We start from the raw sequence: 22,369 nt of genomic DNA, 5'->3' as shown, positions 1-22,369 counted from the left end.
AATTTATGCTTTTAAATTCAATTTAAGTTCAAGCTCATCCAGCTGTTCATCTGCAATGGCAGCCGGTGCATCAATCATTACATCACGTCCGGAGTTGTTTTTCGGGAAGGCAATATAATCCCTGATCACTTCGTTTCCGTCAAGGATTGCCACAAGACGGTCAAATCCGAATGCTAAACCTCCGTGTGGCGGAGCACCATATTTAAAGGCATTCATTAAGAAACCAAATTGTGCCTCAGCTTCTTCTTTGGTGAAGCCTAACAGGTCAAACATTTTAGACTGAAGGTCTTTATCAAAAATTCTGATGGAACCTCCACCGATTTCGTTTCCGTTCAGTACCATATCGTAGGCATTGGCTCTTGCTTTCCCCGGATCTGTTTCCAGCAAATGAATATCTTCAGGTTTAGGAGACGTGAAAGGGTGGTGCATCGCGTGGTAACGTCCGCTTTCTTCATCAAATTCCAATAGTGGAAAATCTACCACCCAAAGTGGAGCGAATTCGTTTCCTTTTCTTAATCCCAAACGGTTTCCAAGCTCCATTCTCAACGCGGAAAGCTGAGTTCTTACTTTATTTTCACCTCCGGAAAGAATCAACATTAAGTCTCCTTCTTTAGCACCGAATTTTTCGATGATTTTAGATAAATCTTCCTCGTTATAAAATTTATTAACCGAAGAAGTCTTCACTCCATCATTCTGGAATTTCACCCACACCATTCCTGAAGCACCAATCTGAGGTCTTTTTACCCAGTCTACAAGCTCGTCAATCTGTTTTCTAGTGTAATCTGCACATCCTTCCACATTGATTCCGACAACCAATTCTGCTTCGTCAAATATTTTGAAATCTTTTCCTTTTACCAAATCGTTCAGTTCCGCGAATTCCATTCCGAAACGGATATCCGGTTTGTCGTTTCCGTATTTCTGCATGGCATCAGCAAACGTCATTCTAGGAAAATCTCCGAATTCCTGACCAGTGATGTCTTTCAGCAAAGTTTTGGTCATTCCTTCAAAAACATTCATTACATCTTCCTGCTCTACGAACGCCATTTCACAATCGATCTGTGTGAATTCCGGCTGTCTGTCGGCTCTTAAATCTTCATCACGGAAACATTTTACGATCTGGAAATATTTATCCATTCCACCCACCATCAATAGCTGTTTGAAAGTCTGAGGCGATTGTGGCAATGCGTAAAACTGTCCCGGGTTCATTCTGCTCGGCACTACGAAATCCCTTGCGCCTTCCGGAGTAGATTTAATTAAAACCGGAGTTTCAACTTCGATAAATCCATTGTCTGAAAGGTAATTTCTAACCTTTTGCGCCATTTTGTGACGGAAGATCAATTTATCTTTTACAGGATTTCTTCTGATATCAAGATAACGGTATTTCATTCTCAACTCTTCACCACCGTCTGTTTCGTCTTCAATGGTAAATGGAGGAAGCTGGGATTCATTAAGAACCGTCAGTTTTTCAACAAGAATTTCAATTTCACCAGTTGGAATATTAGGATTTTTGCTTACTCTTTCAATCACTTTTCCGGTCACCTGAATTACAAATTCACGGCCCAGTTTTTTTGCATTTTCCATCAGTTCTGCGGTAGAACGCTCCTGATCGAAAACCAATTGTGTAATTCCGTAACGATCCCGAAGATCTATCCAAATCATAAATCCTTTATCACGGATGGTTTGTACCCATCCTGAAAGTGTAACTTCTTCATTAAGATGTTGAAGAGATAATTCTCCATTGGTGTGCGATCGAAACATAAATTATTTGTTTAAAGTTCTAAAATTTAAAGTTCAAAGTTCTGAGTTTAAGGTTTTGAATATCAAATCTAAAACATGAAATGCAGAACACTGAATTTTCCGTGTGCAAAGATATGATTTTTGAAGGTTTTTAAAACAAAAAAACTCCCTTTCGGAAGTTTTTGATCTGAGCTTTGATGGTATTGGTTTGTTTTTATGTTGAATTTAAAAAAAACAATTCATGATTTGTTATTGGGAAAGGCTTTGAATGTTAGCTTTCAATCCACTCCAGCGCTTTTTCGAGAACTTCATCTTTGTTTTTTTTAATACCTTCCATAGTAGGCTTTAGTTCAACATCAGGAATGATTCCTATTCTCTGGGTTTCTGATCCTTCCGGGGTATATATGCCGATGCCTGTTATTTGTGTAGAAACTTTTCCCGGCAGTGTAAAATAAGAAACGTCACCATCTGCACCTGCGGTCTGGGATCCGAAAACTTTTGCATTGGGTGATTTTCTGAAGGCCATGGTGTGATATTCCGCACTGCTCTGTGTCATTTCGTTGATGAGGATAGCAATTTTTCCTTTGTAAAAATCTTTATTGTCGGTCCCTACCGTAATGGCTTCCTGCATAGTGAAATCTCCTGGCTGCATTATTGACGGTACTGTGAATCTTGCAAATTTTTCAGGATGGGGCATCAGGTATTTTCCAAGCTTGAAAATATAAAACTCGGCCGGGTATGCTCTCATGTCGATGATCAGGCCTTTTGTATTTTTTATCTTTTCAAAAATGTCCTGAAAATCTTTTGATTTTACGGTTCCTAAATTAATATAAGCGGTTTGTGCATCAATCATTTTAAAAGGTATTGCAGGCTTTTGCCTATAATTTATTCTGTTGGGAAGATAGGTTTGGAGGGTTGTTGTTTTTTCTGCTCCGTCACTGAGATATTTCAGATCAATGGACATATCATTAGAATTCAAAAGCTGATAAGACAAATTCCTCAATTTGGTCGGATTATTAGATGCCGGAAGATATCTGGAATAGTCTGCAATGATCTTTTCGATAGTTTTGCCATTAATTTCCAGAATAATATCTCCGATTTTTAATCCGGTTTCTTTTCCAAGGTTTTCATCATAATAGTTTTTTACAACGGCTTCATTTTCAGCAAAAACGATTTCTAAAAGAACGATTCTTTCTCCGAAAAAGTGATAGGTTACCGCATTGTGAATGCCTGCATGAGAGTCGTTAATTCGTTCTGTAAGTTCAAGACAGGCAAGATTGTAATCCGTACCATCTGTAGCGGATAAAAATTTTGGAATAAATTCTCCTAAAATCTCTTTCCAGTCTTGCCCTATTGCGTATCTGTAAGGAAAATAATACTGAATGATGTTCCAATAGCGATACAGGCTCAACAGCCGATATCCTGCATCCGGGGAAATCATTGTGGAGTATGGATTTTCGTTTGCAAACGCAGGATTGCCATCTTCTAATAATGAGACGTAATGATTTTTATCTTTTCTTTCAGCGTTCTTAACTTTCAATAAGATATCCGTAAGTTCTTTTGAAAATCCGGAAGACATGATCCAGTCAAGATCAGCTTTCATTTTAAGATTTTCAGGGGTGGTATAATTTTGAGTCTTAAAGTATCCGAGACTTTTAATCCAGTTCGTTATTAATTTGTCATGTTGTACTGCAGAAGTATTGGATAATTCAGGAATTATTTTGAAAAGTTCATCATCCCAGTTATATTTCCCCGCAGCAACAGTAGGGTGATAGTATTTCAGGAATCCCCAGATCATTCCGAGTTGCTGAAGTTTTTTATTACCGATTTTATTTAATAATTCAACTGAAATTTTAGAACCATTATCAAATTCTGTTTTAGATGTTGTCTGGGCGAAAGAGAGTATCTTGCAAAAAATTAAGAAAATAATGATGTATTTTTTCATGGTATTGATTAGTTTTTTACATATTCAAGAATGTCTCCGGGTTGGCAGTCCAGTGCTTTGCAGATGGCCTCCAGTGTAGAAAGTTTTACTGCTTTTGCTTTTCCTGTCTTTAAAATAGAAAGATTGGCCTGGGTAATCCCAATTTTCTCTGCGAGTTCCTGCGACTGCATCTTGCGTTTGGCAAGCATTACATCTACGTTGATTACTATTGGCATAATTAAATTGTAAAGTCTGCTTGATGTTGAAGATCCATTCCTTTTTTGAAAAATTCTACGATGAAATAGACCATGATTCCAAGCAAAAAATGTATAAATATGATGAGCAAAATATCTAAATTGAAATGAGATTTGAAATTATACAGCCAGTTCAACACAGAAAGTGGAACAAAAATAATATTTAGCAAAGAGAATCTTTTCAACCACTGGATCACATTCTGGTTAAAGAGTATTTCCTGACTCATTCCGTTAAAAATTTTAAAGGCTGAAAAGAAAAATAAAGTGTAAAAAGAGAATTGCAATAATTGATTTAAAAACATTTCCAATGAAAAAACTCCTGTTACCATCTGCTGATCCGAAAACGGATATTTAAATCTGAAATAAGTGTTCCCGGTGGCAGTGGTATTCCCCCAATCTATGGTATTCCCAACATAAAATGTGTTATAAAGAATTTTGTTGCCTGTTTTTAAATTATAATAAGAAATTCCGTAGCCGAACATTTCGTATATAACATGAAATGCAAAAAATACAAAGAGAAAAAACAGAATCCAGCTTATTGCTGTTGAAATTGAATTGTTACCTAATAATTTCATAGATTTAATTTTATTTATTGCAAATGTATAATAATTTATTGTTTTACGATAATAATTTATTAAAAACTTAATTTTTATTTTTTTAAAAAACTTTGCATAGGAAAAGTGACAATCATTTTTGAATTGATATTTTTGCTGCAGATAAAGAACAAATCATGTCACGATATATTAATTTTCTGAAGAAAGCGTTGAGCGGCGAGGAGATCGACTACACTACAATTACGATAAGAAGTGCAGTTCTGCTGCTGGCTATTCCGATGATGCTGGAAATGGCCATGGAGTCTGTCTTTGCGCTGGTTGATCTTTATTTTGTAGGGCATCTTAAGGAGAGCGGCTATGCAATACAAACTGTTGGCCTTACTGAATCAGTCCTTTCTGTAATGTATTCAATTGCCATAGGAATGAGCATGGCGGCAACGGCGATGGTTGCGCGGAGAGTAGGAGAGAAGAATCCTGAACAGGCTTCCAGGAGTGCAGCCCAGGTTTTGCTGGTTTCTTTCATTGTAACGTTTATATTGAGCTTATTAGGGGTAATCTATGCGAAAGAAATTTTACTGTTGATGGGTTCCAGACCCGAAGCTGCTGAGTACGGGGAAGAGTTCACCAGGATTATGATGGGAAGCAGTGTGATTATTATGCTTTTATTTTTAATCAATGGAATTTTCAGAGGTGCAGGGAATGCGGCTATTGCAATGAAGTCACTTTGGATTGCCAATATTGCCAATATTATTTTGTGCCCTGTACTAATCAAAGGTATTGGGCCGGTTCCGGCGATGGGACTTACAGGAGCCGCTTTGGCGACAACTATCGGAAGAAGCATTGGGGTTATTTATCAATTGTATCATTTATTGATTGCAGACACACAGATCAGGATCAGGCTGAATTATTTTAAACCAAAACTTGATCTGATCAAAACAATTATTAAGATCGCAACTCCCGGAATTTTTCAGTTTGTTATTGCATCATGCAGCTGGATTTTCCTGGCACAATTGGTAGCAACTACGGGTGGCGAAAATGCTTCGGCGGGTTATCAGACTGCCTTGCGGTTAATGATGTTCTTTATGCTTCCGGCATGGGGATTAAGTAATGCGGCATCCACTTTGGTCGGGCAGAATATGGGAGCTGGTGAAATAATGAGAGCGGAGCAGTCTGTTATGAAAACGGTAAAATACAATGTCATTTTCATGATCACGGTAAGCCTGATATTTGTTTTGATGGGAGATTTTCTGGTGGGATTTTTTACTCAGGAAAAAGAGATTAAGGATTTTGCAACAAATGCCTTACACATCATGAGCATCGGTTTTATTTTTTATGGAATCGGAATGGTTATGATCAATGCATTTAACGGAGCCGGAGATACCTGGACGCCGACATGGGTAAATCTTTGCGGCTTCTGGCTGTTTCAGATTCCTCTCGCATATGTACTTTCAAAGTATTTCGAAATGGGTCCGAAAGGCGTATTTATCTCAATTCCCGTAGCGGAAGCTTTAATCACAATCGTAGCTTTTATTTTGTTTAAAAGGGGACAATGGAAAAAGGTAAAGATTTAAAGATTATAAAAATTTTAACAGCTGAACTTTTGATTTTAGAAGTGTATTCTTTAATTTCGTACAACAACTAAATTATATTACTATGGGAAAAGGAGACAAAAAATCTAAAAGAGGAAAGATTAACAATGGAAGCTATGGTAAAAGAAGACCCAGAAAATCTTCAAAAACAGTTGCCGCTTCAGAAGAGAAATCTAAAGGCTAAAATAAAAGACCGGAACAAATTTCCGGTCTTTTATTTTTATAACAAGATTAAATTTATTTTCCTCCAAAAATGTTTCCCAATAAGCCTCCAAGGCCATCGTTATCTTTTTTCTTGGGATCATTATTTCCTAAAACATTCCCTAAAATATCACTCAGTGGATTGGATGAAGTTCCGGTATTTCCGCTACCTAAGACGTTTCCGATGATATCATTCAATGGATTGGACTGTTGGTTCTGCGCCTGGCTTGATGCGTTGCCTAAAATCCCGTCCAACAAACTCCCTAAACCTCCTGCACCAACGTTATTCTGTTGCTTTTCTCTACCAATATATCCCATAATTACAGGCGCCAGCATGGATAAAACAGGACCTATCTTATCAATAGAAATCCCGGTTTTCTGAGATAACTGATTTTCTACATTGCCCTTTTCTCCGCCAAATATGTGAGTAAGAATAGAATTTCCTTCGGATTGTCTTGCTTCAGCCTGGCTGACATCGTTAAGAATACTTCCGTCATGATCTTTATCCAATGCTGCATTGAGTGACTCCGCTTCATGGGTGTCCTGTGATTTTTTTCTGAGGTAAGAAATGATCAGCGGAGCAGCTACGGCTAATAATGCGATGATCTGATTTCTGCCAATTCCGAATTTATTTTCGGCTCTTTCTGCGACCTGGTTACCGGTATTTCCTGTTAGTAAATCAATTAAACTCATAGCTTGTGTTCATTTATTATTAAAGTAAACGAAAATCAGCAAAAAGGGTACCGTAAAAATTAATGTAGACTATGATTAATTTATTAAAACTTACGTATTTCTTCTTCCGTGTAGCCTTTTTCCTTGAGTTTTTTAATGTAGATATTAGCGCTATAAGTCATCCAGTTGATAGGTTCAGGAGCCGTTTTTTTGTCAATTACAAATTCCAGGATTCCTTTATTATTACACATCCACGGTAGCATGTAATAACTTAAACCTCCTTTATAACTTTTAAAATTATCAAAAGCTTTTCCCTGAGGTGTATACAATGCAATACTAAAAAACAGATAATAGAAAGCAGGAATAAAAAGACAGATCCAGGAAAGTTTTTTAAAGAACAAATATTTACCTGAAGTAAGCCCATAGCCGATTGCCAAAGCAAAAATGATGTTAAAAGGTAAGAAGAAAATATAATTATCTGTTACCGCGTAAAATGTAGCAAAACCATAGATTAAAACAGAAGCAAGCAAAAAGACATTAAACATCTTTCTGTTGTCTTTGTACAACATTATTATTCCTATAATCCCAACAATTACAAAAACTGTAAAATTATACAACAGGTATACAACCGATTTTACAATATCCATTAAATATTGTGAAAATGTCTTTTTGAAAGACTCCTCAACCCAATGCCCTTGATTGCTGCTAAAAGGAGACGATAAGGGATACCCCTGCGAATAATTAACAATAAATAAAAGTGAAAAAATAACTGAGAAAGCAATAAATGAATATATAATACCTGCTTTTTCAGCCCTGAAATAAAATAGTAATAAAAGGTAAGCCGGTATAAGCAGGAAATTCTGAATATGCAGCCAAATGCTTATTCCCAGAAAAATTCCCGCTAGAATAATATAAGCTTTCTTTTTTTCAAGGACAAAACTGTTGATGACGCATAAATAAAATAGTGTTAGCCAGAACGCATTATAAGTGTAAACTTCAATGATCTCAGCATTTTTCCAGAAAGTAAAGCTAAATCCAAAAACAATGGCTGCTACAATAGCGGCCCAGTTTATTTTTGTTAAATTTCTTACGGTCATATATACGAATGCCACTGCAAAAGCTGCTGAAAATATCACCAGACACCTGTTAGATTCAATAGATCCTAATCCTGCCAGTTTGTTAATCAGAATAGCGGTGTTGCTATACAGAATATGTGATGTAGAACTCGCTACTGTTTCAAAAGTATCCAGTTCGGTCGTTAAGGCAAACCCAACACAATCTGCGAAGGGAATTTTAGAAAAGCTCCCGGCATAATAAATCAATAAGAAGGCAATAAACAGTAAACCGGCGGTCAAAAATTTATTCATTGCTTAATTCTTCAGAATAGGGACATTTGAACATGCTTCGCCAAACATTAATGATTTTACTATAGGTTTTAATTGTTCAACCAACTCTATATAAGCATTTTCGGGGATTTCTTTATCGGAGCAGCCTTTTACCAGGACTCTTTTGCCGCGCATATCCTCGAAATCATAATTTTTAACTGCATTATGCATAAGGATTACTTCAAGATCCTCAAGATTGCCGAAAACTATTTTTTTAGTAACGTCGGTTAGTTTTGCTGTAATAAGAAAATATGCCCAAAGAGGAACAATTGCATCTGCGGAATTGTAGATGTAAACGTAAGCATCGCGATATTCTTCAACATCAATAGCTGCCACTTTTTCACGGAAATCTTTCTCCTTCAGGATCATTTCCATAAAAAGAAAATCTTTCAGGTCGATTCCTTTTCTCATTCCTTTTGGAACAAGATCTGTTAGGTCAAAATTGATAAGTCCGCTTTCCGCAACTTTATTCCGGATTTCAAATTCTTCTGACATTTTTTATCATTATATTTGAACAAATTTACAAATTAAGATTTTATAAATTCTTATTTGTTCTCTATTCCTGTCATAGAAACCTCCCATAACTTCAGTTGTCAATAAAGATAAATTTGAAAAGAGGTTGCTTGTGACAATTAAAAAATAAAAGATTTCAGCAGAAATGAAATATTATATTATTGCCGGAGAAGCTTCCGGAGACTTACACGGAAGCAATTTAATGAAAGCCTTAAGGAAAAAAGATCCAAATACTGATTTTAGATTTTGGGGAGGTGATCTTATGGCAAAACAAGGCGGTGTACTTGTAAAGCATTATCGCGATCTTGCATTTATGGGTTTTCTGGAAGTAGCAATGAATCTACGCACGATTCTCAATAATATTAAATTTTGTAAAGAAGATATTAAAAATAACAGACCGGATGTTCTTATTCTGGTCGATTATCCCGGATTCAATTTAAGGATTGCAAAATTTGCGAAAGAGCTGGGCATTAAAGTCGTGTATTATATTTCTCCTCAGCTTTGGGCCTGGAAAGAAGGACGAGTGGAGATCATTAAAAAATATGTGGATGAAATGATGGTGATTCTTCCGTTTGAAAAAGATTTTTATAAAAAGCGCGGAGTAAATTCTCATTTTGTGGGGCACCCTCTGCTGGATGCTATTTCAACACTGGAAAACATTAATATTGAGAAATTTAAGGCAGAAAACGGATTAAACGAAAAGGAAATTATTGCACTGTTGCCTGGATCAAGAAAACAGGAAGTGGAAAAAATGCTTGAAATGATGCTTTCCGTAAGACCTTATTTTGAAGATTATCAGTTCGTTATTGCTGGTGCGCCGAGTCTTCCTAAAGAATTTTATGAGACTTATGTGGACGATAATGTACATTTTGTGTCCAATAAAACCTACGACTTGTTGAGGTGTTCAAAAGCCGCATTGGTGACTTCAGGAACGGCAACTTTAGAAACCGCTTTATTGAATGTGCCTGAAGTTGTTTGCTATCGTGGAAGTAAAATTTCTTATGCCATTGCAAAACGACTCGTTAAAAACATCAAATACATTTCCCTGGTGAATCTTATCATGGATCGGGAGGTTGTAAAAGAACTGATTCAGAATGATTTAAATACAAATAATCTGGTAGAAGAACTGAAAAAAATATTGCAAACAGAAAAAAGGTTTAAAGTTTTCAGAGATTATGAGCTTCTGCGGGAAAAACTTGGGGGAAAAGGAGCAAGTGAAAATGCGGCTGAGATTATCGTAAAGCTTTAAAATTTAAAATGAAATATAACAATCGTAGAAAATTTTTCTGCGATTTTTCTTTTAAATAATGAATAACCAGTGCAGGTTTAAATTTTCCAAAATTTATGAGGAATTTTCCTTTCAAATAAATATTTTTGGGAAAACACAATTGTTGAGCCGGCAACCTATTCTCATACTCGTCATCTATTTTATCCTCGGAATTTTCTTCCAGGATAAGTTTTCTTTCGATGTGACTTATATTCGTACACTAACGGGTATCTGTTTGATTATTTTGATTTTAACTTTTTTTAAAAACTATTTTTTCCATAAAGCAAAACCTTATCTTTTATGTGTTATGTTTTTTGGAATTGGCATGGCTCTGCATTTTTATAACTCATTCAATGAACAAATTTCTGCTTCCGGAAATAATACTATTGTTTTTAAAATTTCAAAAAAGCTGAATTCTAATGAAAAGAACAGGAAGTATGAAGCTGTAGTGCAGATAGAAAAAGAGAATTTCAATGCGCTTTTGTATATTCCTAAAAGCGAAAAAGAACTGGATTTTAATCACTACTATAAAACTCAGGCTTATATCTCTAAGCCGAAAGTTCCGCAATATGATTTTCAGTTTGATTATTCCAAATATCTTAAGCGAAAAAATATTGAATACCAATGCTATACTAATGGTGGGATTTTCTCTGCAGAAAGAAATGATTTAAGTCTTACCGAAAAATTTTCCCAGAAAAGGCTTGAAGTTCTCCAAAATATTGACGGAACAAAAATGTACTCAAAATCAAAAGAATTTCTGAAGGGAATTATCCTCGCAGATCGCACCGAGATTGATGCGCAGACCGTTCAGGATTTCAACAAGTCGGGGCTGGTACACTTTCTGGCGATTTCGGGAACGCACATCGTTGTGATTTTCGGGATTTTTTATTTTCTGCTGATAAAAATTTTACCATTGAAATGCAGAAAATATGCGATCATTACAAGTTTGGTTTTAATCTGGCTCTTCACTATTTTTATTGATTTTGGAAGTTCAGTCGTCCGTTCCAGCCTCATGCTGAGCATTTACTTTATATATATTTTGCTGCAACGAAAACCGGATCTTTTGCATGCTTTGGCTTTATCTGCTTTTATGATCTTAATTTCTGACACACAACAGCTTTTTGATATCGGATTTCAGTTGAGCTTTCTTGCTGTTCTTGGTATATTCTGGTTAAATCAGCCGATTCTGAATCTTCTTCCCAAACAGGATAATTGGTTAAAGAAAATTATTTTCAATACCGTTTCAATTTCCATTTCTGCACAGGTTGCAACACTTCCTCTTGTTTTGTATTATTTTCATCAGTTTTCATTTATTTCCATTTTGGCCAACTTTTTCATTGTTCCGTTTTCAGAAATTATTATTGTGTTTTCATTCTTAATGACAGCTCTTATAGCTTTCAATCTCGATTTTGAATTCATGAATTTGATTTACGGTTATACCATTGATGTTTTGCTTAAAATAATACATTGGTTTGCTGATTTTAAAACACTGTTCTTTGAAAATATCCCTATGGATTTGTCAGAGGTTTTTTCTCTTTTTGTTATTATTTTTGTATTGAGATTTGTTATTTTGCAGTGTAATCTTAAAAATTTAACCCGATTTATGATGGTGTTGTCTGTATTTTTCATTCTGAGATTGGGTTTAGATTTTTATGAAAATCAGAAAGACGAAGTTCTTATTCACGACTTTTCAAAGAATAAAGTATTATCAATAAAGAAAAATGAATCTGTCTGTTTTTGGATTAATGAAAATTCTGACAAATCCAAGCTTAACGATTTTATTATCAAACCATACTGTGCATCACGACGGATAAAGAATATTAAAGTAAAAAGCTTTCCATCTTCAGTACAAAAAGTTGTTTACAAAGACAAAATTTATGAGATAAAGTGATTCTGCTGTTTTTGTTGTTTTTCCTTTATTTATAATGTTTTAAGCGCTTATTTAGAAACGTTACAAACTGGCTATATGTGAGATTTCTCACTTTTTGATCTAGTTAACATTTCTTAATTTTGTGGAAAATCAAATTTAAACTTATATGGCAGGTTTAACGAGTTCTACGATAGGTAGAAAATATGCTATGGCATTGTCGGCTATCTTTTTGCTGATATTTCTGGTGATGCACCTTACTGTAAATCTTTTATCGGTTTTTGGTGAGGATGCGTACAACAATGCTTCGCAGTTTATGGGGTATAATCCTCTTATTCAATTTGTAATGCAGCCGGTTCTGATATTCGCTGTGGTTTTCCATTTTGTAATGGGATTTGTTTTGGAAATTAAAAACCAAAAAGCACGTCCTGTTAAATACGAGTCAAATAATCCTTCTCACAATTCTACCTGGATGTCTAGAAATATGATTATTTCGGGTGCTGTGGTTTTGGCTTTTATTTTTCTTCACATGTATGATTTCTGGTTTCATGAAATGAATTACAAGTATGTAGATGGGTTGCCGATCGAAGAATCACGTTTCTGGGGAGATCTTCATGCTAAATTTGCAGATGCCTGGAGAGTAATCATATACATCATTTCTTTTATCTTGCTGGGATTGCATTTGGGACACGGTTTTCAGTCTTCATTCCAGTCAATAGGTGCAAGACATCCTAAATATACTCCTGTAATTATGGCATTGGGAAAATGGTATTCCATCCTGATTCCTGCAGGTTTTATTTTTATCGCAATTTATCACTTTGTAACTCAATAATATCAATATACTAATATGAGTAAATTAGATTCAAAAATTCCGGCGGGTCCTTTAAAGGATAAGTGGAAAAATCATAAAGACCATATGAACCTTGTTGCACCAAACAACAGAGACAAGATTGATATTATTGTTGTTGGAACAGGTTTGGCAGGTGGTTCTGCTGCGGCTACTTTAGCAGAGCAGGGATATAATGTAAAAGCATTCTGCTACCAGGATTCTCCGAGAAGAGCGCACTCTATTGCTGCTCAGGGAGGTATCAATGCTGCCAAAAATTACCAGGGAGACGGTGACTCTACCTACAGATTGTTCTATGATACCATCAAAGGTGGTGACTATAGAGCAAGGGAAGCAAACGTTTACAGATTAGCTGAAGTTTCCGCAAATATTATCGACCAGTGTGTTGCTCAGGGTGTTCCTTTCGGACGTGAGTACGGAGGTCAGTTAGATAACCGTTCATTTGGTGGGGTTCAGGTAAAAAGAACATTCTATGCAAAAGGGCAAACAGGTCAGCAGTTATTATTAGGTGCATATTCTGCAATGAGCCGTCAGATCGGTAAAGGAAGAATCAAAATGTACAACCGTCACGAAATGATGGATCTTGTAATCGTTGACGGAAAAGCAAGAGGGATTATCGCAAGAAACCTTGTAACAGGTGAGATCGAAAGACATTCTGCTCACGCCGTTGTTATTGCATCGGGAGGTTACGGAAACGTATATTTCCTTTCTACGAATGCAATGGGTTCAAACGTTTCTGCAGCCTGGAAAATTCATAAAAAAGGAGCCTATTTCGCAAATCCTTGTTATGTGCAGATTCACCCGACATGTATTCCGGTTCACGGAACACAGCAGTCTAAACTGACGTTGATGTCCGAATCCTTAAGAAACTCAGGAAGAATCTGGGTTCCTAAAAAGAAAGAAGATGCAGAAGCCATCAGAGCAGGAAAACTCAGACCTGAAAATATTAAAGAAGAAGACAGAGATTATTATCTTGAAAGAAGATATCCTGCATTCGGTAACCTCGTACCTAGAGACGTTGCTTCAAGAGCTGCTAAAGAAAGATGCGACGCCGGATACGGAATCGAAAATAACGATACTCAGGAAGGTGTTTACCTTGATTTCTCTACAGAGATCATGAAAAAAGGTAGAGAAGCTGCTATTGAGAAACATATTCATAATCCGACTGATCAGCAGATCTATGATCTTGGTAAAAATTGGGTTGAAGAGAAATACGGTAACTTATTCGTAATGTACGAAAAAATTACTGCTGATGATCCTTACAAGACACCAATGAAAATTTATCCGGCCGTTCACTACACTATGGGTGGTGTTTGGGTTGACTACAATCTTCAGTCTACTATTCCTGGATGTTTCGTCATCGGTGAAGCCAATTTCTCTGATCACGGTGCTAACAGATTAGGAGCCTCTGCGTTAATGCAGGGACTTGCTGACGGTTATTTTGTACTTCCTTATACCATTGCAGATTATTTATCTGCAGATATCAGAACAGGAGCTATTCCTACTAACTCTTCATCATTTGACGAAGCTGAAAAAGGAATTAAAGAAAAAATAGATTTCTTCCTTAATAATAATGGAACTCATTCTGTTGACTATTTCCACAAAAGATTAGGAAATATCATGTGGAATAAAGTAGGGATGGGAAGAACGCCTGAAGGATTAAGAGAAGCGATAAAAGAAATCGAAGAAGTAAGAAATGACTTCTGGAAAAATGTAAAAGTTCCTGGAGATAACGACGGTATGAATACCGAGCTTGAAAAAGCATTCAGAGTAGCTGACTTCTTAGAACTTGGGCAATTAATGGCGATCGACGCATTACATAGAAACGAATCTTGTGGAGGACATTTCCGTGAAGACCACGCAACGAAAGACGGAGAGGCGGAAAGAGATGACATTAATTACAAATATGTTGGAGCTTGGGAATATCAGGGAGGCGATATCAATGCAGAAGTGTTGCATAAAGAAGAGCTGATCTATGATAATATTGAAGTGAAAACAAGAAGTTACAAATAATCTCCAATCTTTAAATACAAAATTATGAGTGCAAAAAAAGGCTTACATCTTACGCTGAAAATTTGGAGACAAAAAAATAATAAATCTAAAGGTCAGTTTGAGACTTATAAAATATCGGATGTTTCTACAGATTCTTCATTCCTTGAAATGTTGGACATCCTTAATGAAAATCTAATTAACGAAGGTAAAGAACCAATCGCTTTCGACCACGACTGTCGTGAAGGAATCTGCGGAATGTGTTCTCTATATATCAATGGTAGAGCTCACGGTCCTGATACCGGGATTACAACGTGTCAGCTTCACATGAGAATGTTCAAGGACGGAGAGACGATCGTTATTGAGCCATGGAGAAGCGCTGCTTTCCCGGTTATTAAAGACTTAATGGTAGACAGAAGCGCGTTCGACAGAGTAATGGCTGCAGGTGGTTTCATTTCGGTGAATACTTCAGGAAACACGTTGGATGCAAATGCTATCCCGGTTCCTAAAGAAGATGCAGACAAAGCGATGGATGCAGCTGCATGTATCGGTTGTGGAGCTTGTGTAGCTACTTGTAAAAACGGATCCGCGATGCTTTTCGTTGGAGCAAAGGTTTCTCAATATGCACTATTACCACAAGGTAGAATAGAGGCGAAGAGAAGAGTTCTGAATATGGTGAAAGCTATGGATGAAGAAGGATTCGGAAACTGTTCAAATACCGGTGCTTGTGAAGTGGAATGTCCTAAAGGAATTTCTCTTGAGAACATCGCCAGAATGAACAGAGAGTACATGTCGGCATTCGTTGACAGAGGATAAAAATTACTTATCACATCATAAAAAATCGTCTCCTTTAAGGATGGCGATTTTTTTAGTTAAATCTTTCATAAAAGTAGCATTTGCTTGCTTTTAATTTATCGAAAAACCTATTTTTGCGTAATTATAAAATTTAAAATGAGAAAATATCTTTTATTGTTTATCATCGCTGTTTTTGCGATGTCCTGCTCTAAAAAAGTAGAAGTAAAAGGAAAAATTAGCGGCGGTTCTCCATTAGAAAGAATCGAATTCATTGAAGCATCAGGAGTTGCTACTTTACCATTGATTAATATTGGTATTAATAAGGACGGAACGTTTGCAGGAAGCTTTGAAGCTCCAAAAAGCGGAATGTATGTAATGTCGTATGGTGGAAAACAAAATCTGATCTATCTGAAAGGAGGACAGAAACTTGAAATCGCAGGTAACGGAATGACATTCCCGTCAGAGTACACGATTACAGGTGATGCCAAAAACAATAATGATTTCTTTACAGCCACACAAAAATATCTTTCAACCTATGCTCAGAAGGTTAATATGAATGAGCTTATGGCAAAAGATGAGAAAACTTTCTTAAAGGGAATTGAAAAGGTTCAGGCTGATATTAATAAAAATATCGAAGAGAACGTTCAGAAATTCAATCCGGATAATGAAATTGTACAGTGGAAAAAGAACGATTTATCAAGTACTTTGCTTACCATTCTTAATCAATATGAAATGAGTCACAAGCAAATGGGAAATCCATCTTTCAAAGTGACAAAAGCTTTTACGGATTTTGAAAATAAGCTTCAGGAAAATAAAGAGGTAATGGTAAAAGAAAACCCTTACTACAGACAATATCTTTTAGGTAAGATGAGTCCTGATTTCCAGAAGTATGCTCAGGCCAACAGTGCCGGAAAAACAGATATTACCACTTCAGAATTATTTACTGAATATTTAAAGAAAAATCAGAAAGATCTTTCACAAACGACTAAAGATTATTTATTGGCTTTTGTAATGGCTCAATCTGATATCCATCCGGGATCACCTGAAAAAACGATCGAAAAAATTAAAAAAATTATCGATACGGATATAAAAGATGCTACCATTAAAGAAGATTTAAAGAAAATCCAGTTTGCAATTAATGGTTTCAAAATCGGCGAGCAGGCTCCGGATGCGTCTTTAATCAAAGCTGATGGAAAATCGTACAGTCTTTCTTCAAACAAAGGGAAACCGTACATGATGATGTTTTACGCATCATGGAATCCTTATATCGGTGAAGCATCAATTCCTGTTTTAAAAGAAGTTATAAACTTTTACAAGTCAAAAATGAATTTTGTTTTTATAAATGTTGATGATACAAAAGATCAGTTTGTGAAAACGAGCAATTCGCTGATGAAAGGAATTACAGGAACCAACGTTTATGGTGAAGGAGGATTAAATTCTGATATTGCTAAGAAATACGGCGTATACGGTTTTAAATTACCTTGCTTTATTGTCGTTGATAAAGACGGGAAAATTGCCAGCAAGCCATTCTTCAATCTTGGTGATCCTGAATTGGTAACTGTTTTGGATAAACAAACAGGACTTTCAGCTCCGAAAGTAAATCCTAATGTTCAATTACAGCCGGGATCAGGTATGGATCCTGCAGCGGCGGGTCAACAGGCTCCTCAGCAACAGGCAAATCCTCAGCCGTCTCAGACAAAATAATTTAAATTGAATATAGATAAAAACCTTGTCTTCGGATAAGGTTTTTTTTATTGTATTTTTGCAAACTGGAAACCTCTGTGTTTCTGGTTACACTTTGTCAAAGTTTAAATCTTTGACAAAGTTTTAAAAGTTAAAACAGAAAAAATTCTTAATGAAAAAGAGAAATAAGAAAAATATTATTCTTGAAAATATTAAACTCTTAAATGCGGGTGCTAAAGGTGTTGCCATAGGTAGAACAGAAGAAGGAAAAACAGTAATGGTGACCGGGGCAATTCCCGGCGATGTTGTGAATGTAAAAGTTAAAAAGGCGAAATCCAAATATTATGAAGGCGAAGCTGTAGATCTGCTTGAAAAGTCACCTTACAGAGTAGATCCGAAATGTATTCATTTTGGGGTTTGCGGTGGTTGCAAATGGCAGAATATGAGTTATGAGAAGCAGTTGGACTTTAAGCAGGAAGAAGTTTATAATAATATTAAAAGAATCGGGGGGATTGAGAATTTCGAGACCATGCCGATTTTGGGCTCAGAAGAACAGTATTTTTACAGAAATAAAATGGAGTTTTCTTTCTCCAATGCTCGTTGGCTGACTCAATACGAAATAAGTTCGGAAGAAAATTTTGGAAACAGAGATGCGTTAGGATTTCACATTCCGGGAATGTGGAGCAAGATTCTTGATCTTAAAGAGTGTTTTCTTCAGGAAGAACCTTCAAATACCATAAGGCTTGCCGTAAAAGAATATGCTGTAAAAAACGGACTGGATTTTTTTGATGTTAAAAGCCACGAAGGATTTTTAAGGACATTAATGATGAGACAGAACTCAGCGGGCGAATGGATGGTCCTTTTCCAGCTTTTCAGAGAAGAAAAAGAAAACAGAGAAAGGCTTTTTCAATTCTTACTCGAAACTTTTCCGCAGATTAAAACATTGGTTTACGCAATCAATCCAAAACCGAATGATTCAATCTATGATCTGGACATCAATGTATATTCCGGAGAAGGATTTTTAATGGAAGAAATGGATGGTCTGAAATTTAAGATTGGTCCAAAATCATTCTTTCAAACCAACTATAAGCAGGCTCTTGAATTGTATAGAAAAACACTTGAATTTGCAGATTTAAAAGGTGATGAAGTGGTCTATGATCTTTATACCGGAACAGGTACAATTGCTCAGTACGTAGCACGAAAGGCTAAGCAGGTGATCGGTATAGAATCTGTACAGGAGGCTATCGACGCGGCTATAGAACACGCAGAATTGAATGGGCTTACCAATACAACGTTTTATTGTGGTGATATGAAGGATATTTTTAACGACGAATTCCTTGCTAATCATCCGAAAGCCGATGTTTTAATCACTGACCCTCCAAGAGATGGAATGCATCAGAAGGTGGTAGAGCAGATATTAAAGCTATCACCTGAAAAAGTAGTTTATGTAAGCTGTAATTCCGCAACTCAGGCTCGAGATCTTGCATTGATGAAAGAACATTATGATGTGGTGAAAATTTTACCGGTAGATATGTTTCCGCAAACTCATCACGTCGAAAATATAGCATTGCTGATTAAGAAATAATTTATTTAAATTTGAAAACGATCAAATATTAGTATGAAATATTTTAAATTCCTGTTACCTTTATGTTTTATCGGTTTGCTGCTTTCCTGCGGATCTGATGATGACATCTGTGAAAGTGGCGAAGGAACTCCCCGAATGAAAGTTTCATTCCTCACCTTCGATGATAAGAAAGTAAAAACGGTGGACTCACTTTATATTGCGGTAGATTATGGCTCAGGGAAAGTACAATTGGGAGGGCAGGCAAAAATTACTTCGACAATAATTCCTTTGAGAGTAGATGATTCTCCCTACACCGATATTTATTTCAGAACCGAAAAGGCAGGCGCCGAATCTAAAGTAAGGGTGAATTATTCCACAAAATCAGTTTACGTTTCGCCAGGATGCGGAATTAAAAAGACATACGAGAATTTAAATCCGGTATTAACTCCATCACCAACAGCAGCCATAAAAGGCATTGAGGCGGGGCAAAATTTTATAGAGAATGAAGACAAGACTAATCTTTACCTTCTTTTTTAGTATAATTGGCGTTCTGAATTACGCTCAGGAAACCAAGCAAACAGAAAAGGAAAAATGGAAATATAAACCTAACTTTATGGTTGGTGTAGATGTTCTTAATACAGGAGTTTCTTTTTTTTCTGACAGAAAGCTGTATCAAGGTTTTATTTCTTCAAAAATAAAAGATAACATTCATGGTATTATTGAAGCTGGTTTTGAATCTAATATTTATCAAAAAAATAATTATGATGTAAAAGCCAACGGACCTTTCCTGAAGCTGGGAGTTTTTTACATGCTGGCAAAAGATCCTGAAAATGAATTTAATGGCTTTTATGCAGGAGGAAAAGCGGCAGGTTCATTCTACACCCAAGAGTATATGGCAGTTCCGGTAAGAGGTTATGGAGGAAGCAGTTCATCTGTAAGTTTTCCATCATCTACACAATCTTCTTACTGGCTGGAAGGAACTATCGGTGGTCGGGTACAACTCTTTGAATCAAATTTTTTTATTGATGTAAATCTGCAGCCCAGATATCTTCTTTTCACAACCAAACAAGATGATATACAGCCTATGATCGTTCCCGGATTTGGAAAAAGCTCTTCAAAATTCAATATGGGTTTTGCCTGGAATCTGGCGTATAAGTTTTGATAATACAGGCTTAGGTTTAATAACCACTTATTTGCAGAGCTGGTTTTTCAGAGGAAAACTATTTACAATATATAGATGATTTTTAAGCTTATATATAAATTATATCCAATTTTTCAATGTGAATAATTTATAATTTATCATATTTTGGTGAGTGATTATTTGTTAAAAATTCAAATTACTTCAATAATATAATTGAAAAACGTTAAAAAATTATATATTTGTAAATGTTAATTTTTAAAGATGAAAAACTCAATTATTTCTAAAACTTTTTTGTTGCTTCCATTGCTATTGGCAGGAATTTATAATGCACAGACTATTAATGTAAAGTCAAAAGGCGACTTTTCTGTAAAATCTGCTGATGTTCTTGCTGTGTATAATGGTTATGACAGATGCGGAACAACTGAATATGAGGAATTTTTAAGAAAAAATTTCCCAGGAAGAATGACTACCGATCAATTCGAAGCATGGATAAAACCTTTTATTGAAAAAGCTAAAACTGAAAAATCTATGAATGGTAACATTGTAACAATTCCTGTGGTTGTACATGTTATTCATGGCGGTCAGGCTTATGGTTCTGCACCTAATATTGTTGATGAACAGGTTATTTCTCAGATTACCGTAATGAATCAGGATTATCGTAAACTAACAGGAACACCAGGGTTTAACTCTAGCGCGGTGGGTGCTGATGTAGAGATTGAGTTTGCGTTGGCAAAAGTAGATCCACAGGGAAATCCTACCAATGGAATCGACAGGGTGAAAATGTGCCAATCTACATTTAAAAGAGACGCTATTGAAGCTTTTGTAAAACCTGAAACTATATGGGATCCTACCCAATATATGAATATGTGGAGTGTTGCATTTGCATCACCTAATACAAATCTTTTAGGATATGCCCAATTTCCGGACGGATCCAATCTTCAAGGTTTGAACCCTGTCGGAGGTATTGCTTCTACTGATGGGGTAGTCGCTAATTTTGCTACCTTTGGAAGCAGTGATTTTGATACAAATGGCACATTTATTATGGGTGCACCTTATGATAAAGGACGAACAATGACCCATGAGGTAGGGCACTTTTTAGGGTTAAGGCACATTTGGGGAGATACTACCTGTGGTACAGACTACTGTTCAGATACTCCTGTACATCAAACCTCAAATGGAGGATGTCCTACGCATCCGAAATCAAATACTTGTGGTACGACAGATGAAATGTTTGAAAATTATATGGATTATACCAATGACAGCTGTATGAATATCTTTACCAATGATCAAAAGGCGAGAATTACGGCTGTAATGAACAATTCTCCAAGAAGAGCTTCTTTAAAAACATCTATAAAAAATCTGCCTATTCCATTATTCGCTAACGACGCTGAAGTGAAATTGGAACGAGCTTGCGGAACTCCAAGTTGTAGTACGCCTCAGGCTTTACAGATTTCTGTTATTAATAGAGGAACGAATCCGTTAACATCTGCTACCATCAATTATACGATCAATGGTAATTCTCAAACATATAATTGGACAGGAAATTTGGCACAGGATAAGTATCAGATTGTGAATCTTCCAGTTGCGGCTAATACCAATGCTGGACCTGTAACGGTTAGTATAATTACTGCAAATGGAGTGACAGACCAAAGGTCATCAAATGATACAGTTACCGGAAGTTATGTAGGAGCACCTACTCCCGTTGATATAAATGTGGTGTTTAATCTTCAGCTGGATTATTTCGGTTCTGAAATATCATGGACTTTGAAAAACAGTGCAGGAGCCGCCGTATATAGCAGCCCGGCAGGTGGGTATACAGATGCTAATCCGAATATGCCGGCTTTAATTACCCAAAACTGGACTCTAAACCCCAATGAGTGTTATACATTTAACATAACAGATTCTTATGGAGACGGTTTTTACTCATATGGCGGATATTATAATATCACGACAACATCCGGAACAACGCTGGTTTCAGGTTCGAATTTCCCTTCAACTCAGAGCAGGCTTATTAAAGCACAGGTTTTGGCTGCAAATGAAGTTCCTAAAAAAGATGTATTTGGGATTTATCCAAATCCTGTTCACGATATATTGAACATCAAAAGCGTGTCTGATAAAGCAACTTTTGAAATTCATAATGCTGTAGGACAGTTAGTAAGAAAAGGAACAATTATTAATAGCCAAGTAAACGTCTCAGATTTTGTAAAAGGTAATTATATTATCACAATTAAAGACCATAATATTTCAGAAAGTATTAAGTTTATCAAAAAATAATTTAAAGAATTTAAACATTAGAAACCTCAGGTCAGCCTGAGGTTTTTCTTTTTATTTTATTCTATAATTAATTGACATATTTTGTTTTTTATGTTAAAATTAATATGCATATA

The 22,369-nt window shown here is 36.0% G+C and carries 19 protein-coding genes; 12 read left to right on the top strand and 7 right to left on the bottom strand.

Annotated elements, in window-relative coordinates; all coding sequences use genetic code 11:
• Positions 1 to 3 precede the first annotated feature (3 nt).
• The 4 genes from aspS to BMW64_RS03185 all read right to left on the bottom strand — a co-directional run bounded on the left by aspS (position 4) and on the right by BMW64_RS03185 (position 4,490).
• Positions 4 to 1,758: an aspartate--tRNA ligase gene (aspS, locus tag BMW64_RS03200; protein ID WP_089998375.1), complete on the bottom strand. Its 1,755-nt coding sequence runs from the start codon at positions 1,756 to 1,758 to the stop codon at positions 4 to 6.
• 250 nt (positions 1,759 to 2,008) lie between these two features.
• Positions 2,009 to 3,682: a S41 family peptidase gene (locus BMW64_RS03195; protein WP_089998374.1), complete on the bottom strand. Its 1,674-nt coding sequence runs from the start codon at positions 3,680 to 3,682 to the stop codon at positions 2,009 to 2,011.
• An 8-nt stretch (positions 3,683 to 3,690) separates the two neighbouring features.
• Entirely contained in the window at positions 3,691 to 3,897 is a 207-nt protein-coding gene (locus tag BMW64_RS03190) for a helix-turn-helix domain-containing protein (protein ID WP_089998373.1), read from the bottom strand.
• A 2-nt stretch (positions 3,898 to 3,899) separates the two neighbouring features.
• Complete coding sequence (locus BMW64_RS03185) at positions 3,900 to 4,490, bottom strand: DUF2975 domain-containing protein (RefSeq protein ID WP_089998372.1); 591 nt, start codon at positions 4,488 to 4,490, stop codon at positions 3,900 to 3,902.
• Between the two features lie 155 nt (positions 4,491 to 4,645).
• Between BMW64_RS03185 and BMW64_RS03180 the strand changes: the two genes are divergently transcribed.
• Both BMW64_RS03180 and BMW64_RS03175 read left to right on the top strand, forming a co-directional pair.
• Positions 4,646 to 6,040 (top strand): MATE family efflux transporter, encoded by a 1,395-nt coding sequence (locus tag BMW64_RS03180; protein ID WP_089998371.1) that lies wholly within the window; start codon positions 4,646 to 4,648, stop codon positions 6,038 to 6,040.
• Between the two features lie 82 nt (positions 6,041 to 6,122).
• The gene (locus BMW64_RS03175) at positions 6,123 to 6,242 is read left to right on the top strand and encodes a 30S ribosomal protein THX (protein WP_089998370.1); all 120 of its coding nucleotides are present in this window, start codon (positions 6,123 to 6,125) and stop codon (positions 6,240 to 6,242) included.
• Between the two features lie 53 nt (positions 6,243 to 6,295).
• Here BMW64_RS03175 and BMW64_RS03170 read toward each other — a convergent pair whose 3' ends face one another.
• The 3 genes from BMW64_RS03170 to BMW64_RS03160 form a co-directional block, all read right to left on the bottom strand.
• Complete coding sequence (locus tag BMW64_RS03170) at positions 6,296 to 6,952, bottom strand: DUF937 domain-containing protein (protein ID WP_089998369.1); 657 nt, start codon at positions 6,950 to 6,952, stop codon at positions 6,296 to 6,298.
• Between the two features lie 83 nt (positions 6,953 to 7,035).
• Entirely contained in the window at positions 7,036 to 8,298 is a 1,263-nt protein-coding gene (locus BMW64_RS03165) for a protein O-mannosyl-transferase family (RefSeq protein ID WP_089998368.1), read from the bottom strand.
• Between the two features lie 3 nt (positions 8,299 to 8,301).
• Positions 8,302 to 8,811 carry a DUF2480 family protein gene (locus tag BMW64_RS03160; protein WP_089998367.1) on the bottom strand — a complete coding sequence of 170 codons (510 nt, stop codon included), beginning with the start codon at positions 8,809 to 8,811 and terminating at the stop codon, positions 8,302 to 8,304.
• Positions 8,812 to 8,974: 163 nt separating this feature from the next.
• Here BMW64_RS03160 and lpxB point away from each other — a divergent pair, with 163 nt between their 5' ends.
• From lpxB to BMW64_RS03110, 10 genes are all read left to right on the top strand, one after another.
• Positions 8,975 to 10,078: a lipid-A-disaccharide synthase gene (gene lpxB / locus BMW64_RS03155; protein ID WP_089998366.1), complete on the top strand. Its 1,104-nt coding sequence runs from the start codon at positions 8,975 to 8,977 to the stop codon at positions 10,076 to 10,078.
• 139 nt (positions 10,079 to 10,217) lie between these two features.
• Positions 10,218 to 11,987, top strand: a complete 1,770-nt coding sequence (locus BMW64_RS03150) for a ComEC/Rec2 family competence protein (RefSeq protein ID WP_317048310.1) — start codon at positions 10,218 to 10,220, stop codon at positions 11,985 to 11,987.
• Positions 11,988 to 12,132: 145 nt separating this feature from the next.
• The gene (locus BMW64_RS03145) at positions 12,133 to 12,795 is read left to right on the top strand and encodes a succinate dehydrogenase cytochrome b subunit (RefSeq protein WP_089998365.1); all 663 of its coding nucleotides are present in this window, start codon (positions 12,133 to 12,135) and stop codon (positions 12,793 to 12,795) included.
• A 15-nt stretch (positions 12,796 to 12,810) separates the two neighbouring features.
• Complete coding sequence (locus tag BMW64_RS03140) at positions 12,811 to 14,823, top strand: fumarate reductase/succinate dehydrogenase flavoprotein subunit (RefSeq protein ID WP_089998364.1); 2,013 nt, start codon at positions 12,811 to 12,813, stop codon at positions 14,821 to 14,823.
• 24 nt (positions 14,824 to 14,847) lie between these two features.
• Entirely contained in the window at positions 14,848 to 15,615 is a 768-nt protein-coding gene (locus BMW64_RS03135) for a succinate dehydrogenase/fumarate reductase iron-sulfur subunit (protein WP_089998363.1), read from the top strand.
• A gap of 135 nt (positions 15,616 to 15,750) precedes the next feature.
• Positions 15,751 to 17,298 carry a TlpA family protein disulfide reductase gene (locus BMW64_RS03130; RefSeq protein WP_089998362.1) on the top strand — a complete coding sequence of 516 codons (1,548 nt, stop codon included), beginning with the start codon at positions 15,751 to 15,753 and terminating at the stop codon, positions 17,296 to 17,298.
• A 151-nt stretch (positions 17,299 to 17,449) separates the two neighbouring features.
• Positions 17,450 to 18,862 carry a 23S rRNA (uracil(1939)-C(5))-methyltransferase RlmD gene (gene rlmD / locus BMW64_RS03125; protein WP_089998361.1) on the top strand — a complete coding sequence of 471 codons (1,413 nt, stop codon included), beginning with the start codon at positions 17,450 to 17,452 and terminating at the stop codon, positions 18,860 to 18,862.
• Positions 18,863 to 18,895: 33 nt separating this feature from the next.
• The gene (locus BMW64_RS03120) at positions 18,896 to 19,378 is read left to right on the top strand and encodes a DUF6452 family protein (protein WP_089998360.1); all 483 of its coding nucleotides are present in this window, start codon (positions 18,896 to 18,898) and stop codon (positions 19,376 to 19,378) included.
• Positions 19,344 to 20,003: a DUF6048 family protein gene (locus BMW64_RS03115; protein WP_089998359.1), complete on the top strand. Its 660-nt coding sequence runs from the start codon at positions 19,344 to 19,346 to the stop codon at positions 20,001 to 20,003. Before BMW64_RS03120 ends, BMW64_RS03115 begins: the two co-directional genes overlap by 35 nt.
• 240 nt (positions 20,004 to 20,243) lie before the next feature.
• On the top strand, positions 20,244 to 22,256 hold the full coding sequence (locus tag BMW64_RS03110; RefSeq protein ID WP_089998358.1) for a M43 family zinc metalloprotease: 2,013 nt from the start codon (positions 20,244 to 20,246) through the stop codon (positions 22,254 to 22,256).
• The last annotated feature ends 113 nt before the right edge of the window (positions 22,257 to 22,369 follow it).

Origin of the sequence: Chryseobacterium taichungense (assembly GCF_900109935.1) — a bacterium.
Classification (GTDB): domain Bacteria; phylum Bacteroidota; class Bacteroidia; order Flavobacteriales; family Weeksellaceae; genus Chryseobacterium; species Chryseobacterium taichungense.
The sequence above is the reverse complement of the archived record's forward strand: the minus strand, read 5'-3'. Positions and strand labels throughout refer to the sequence as shown.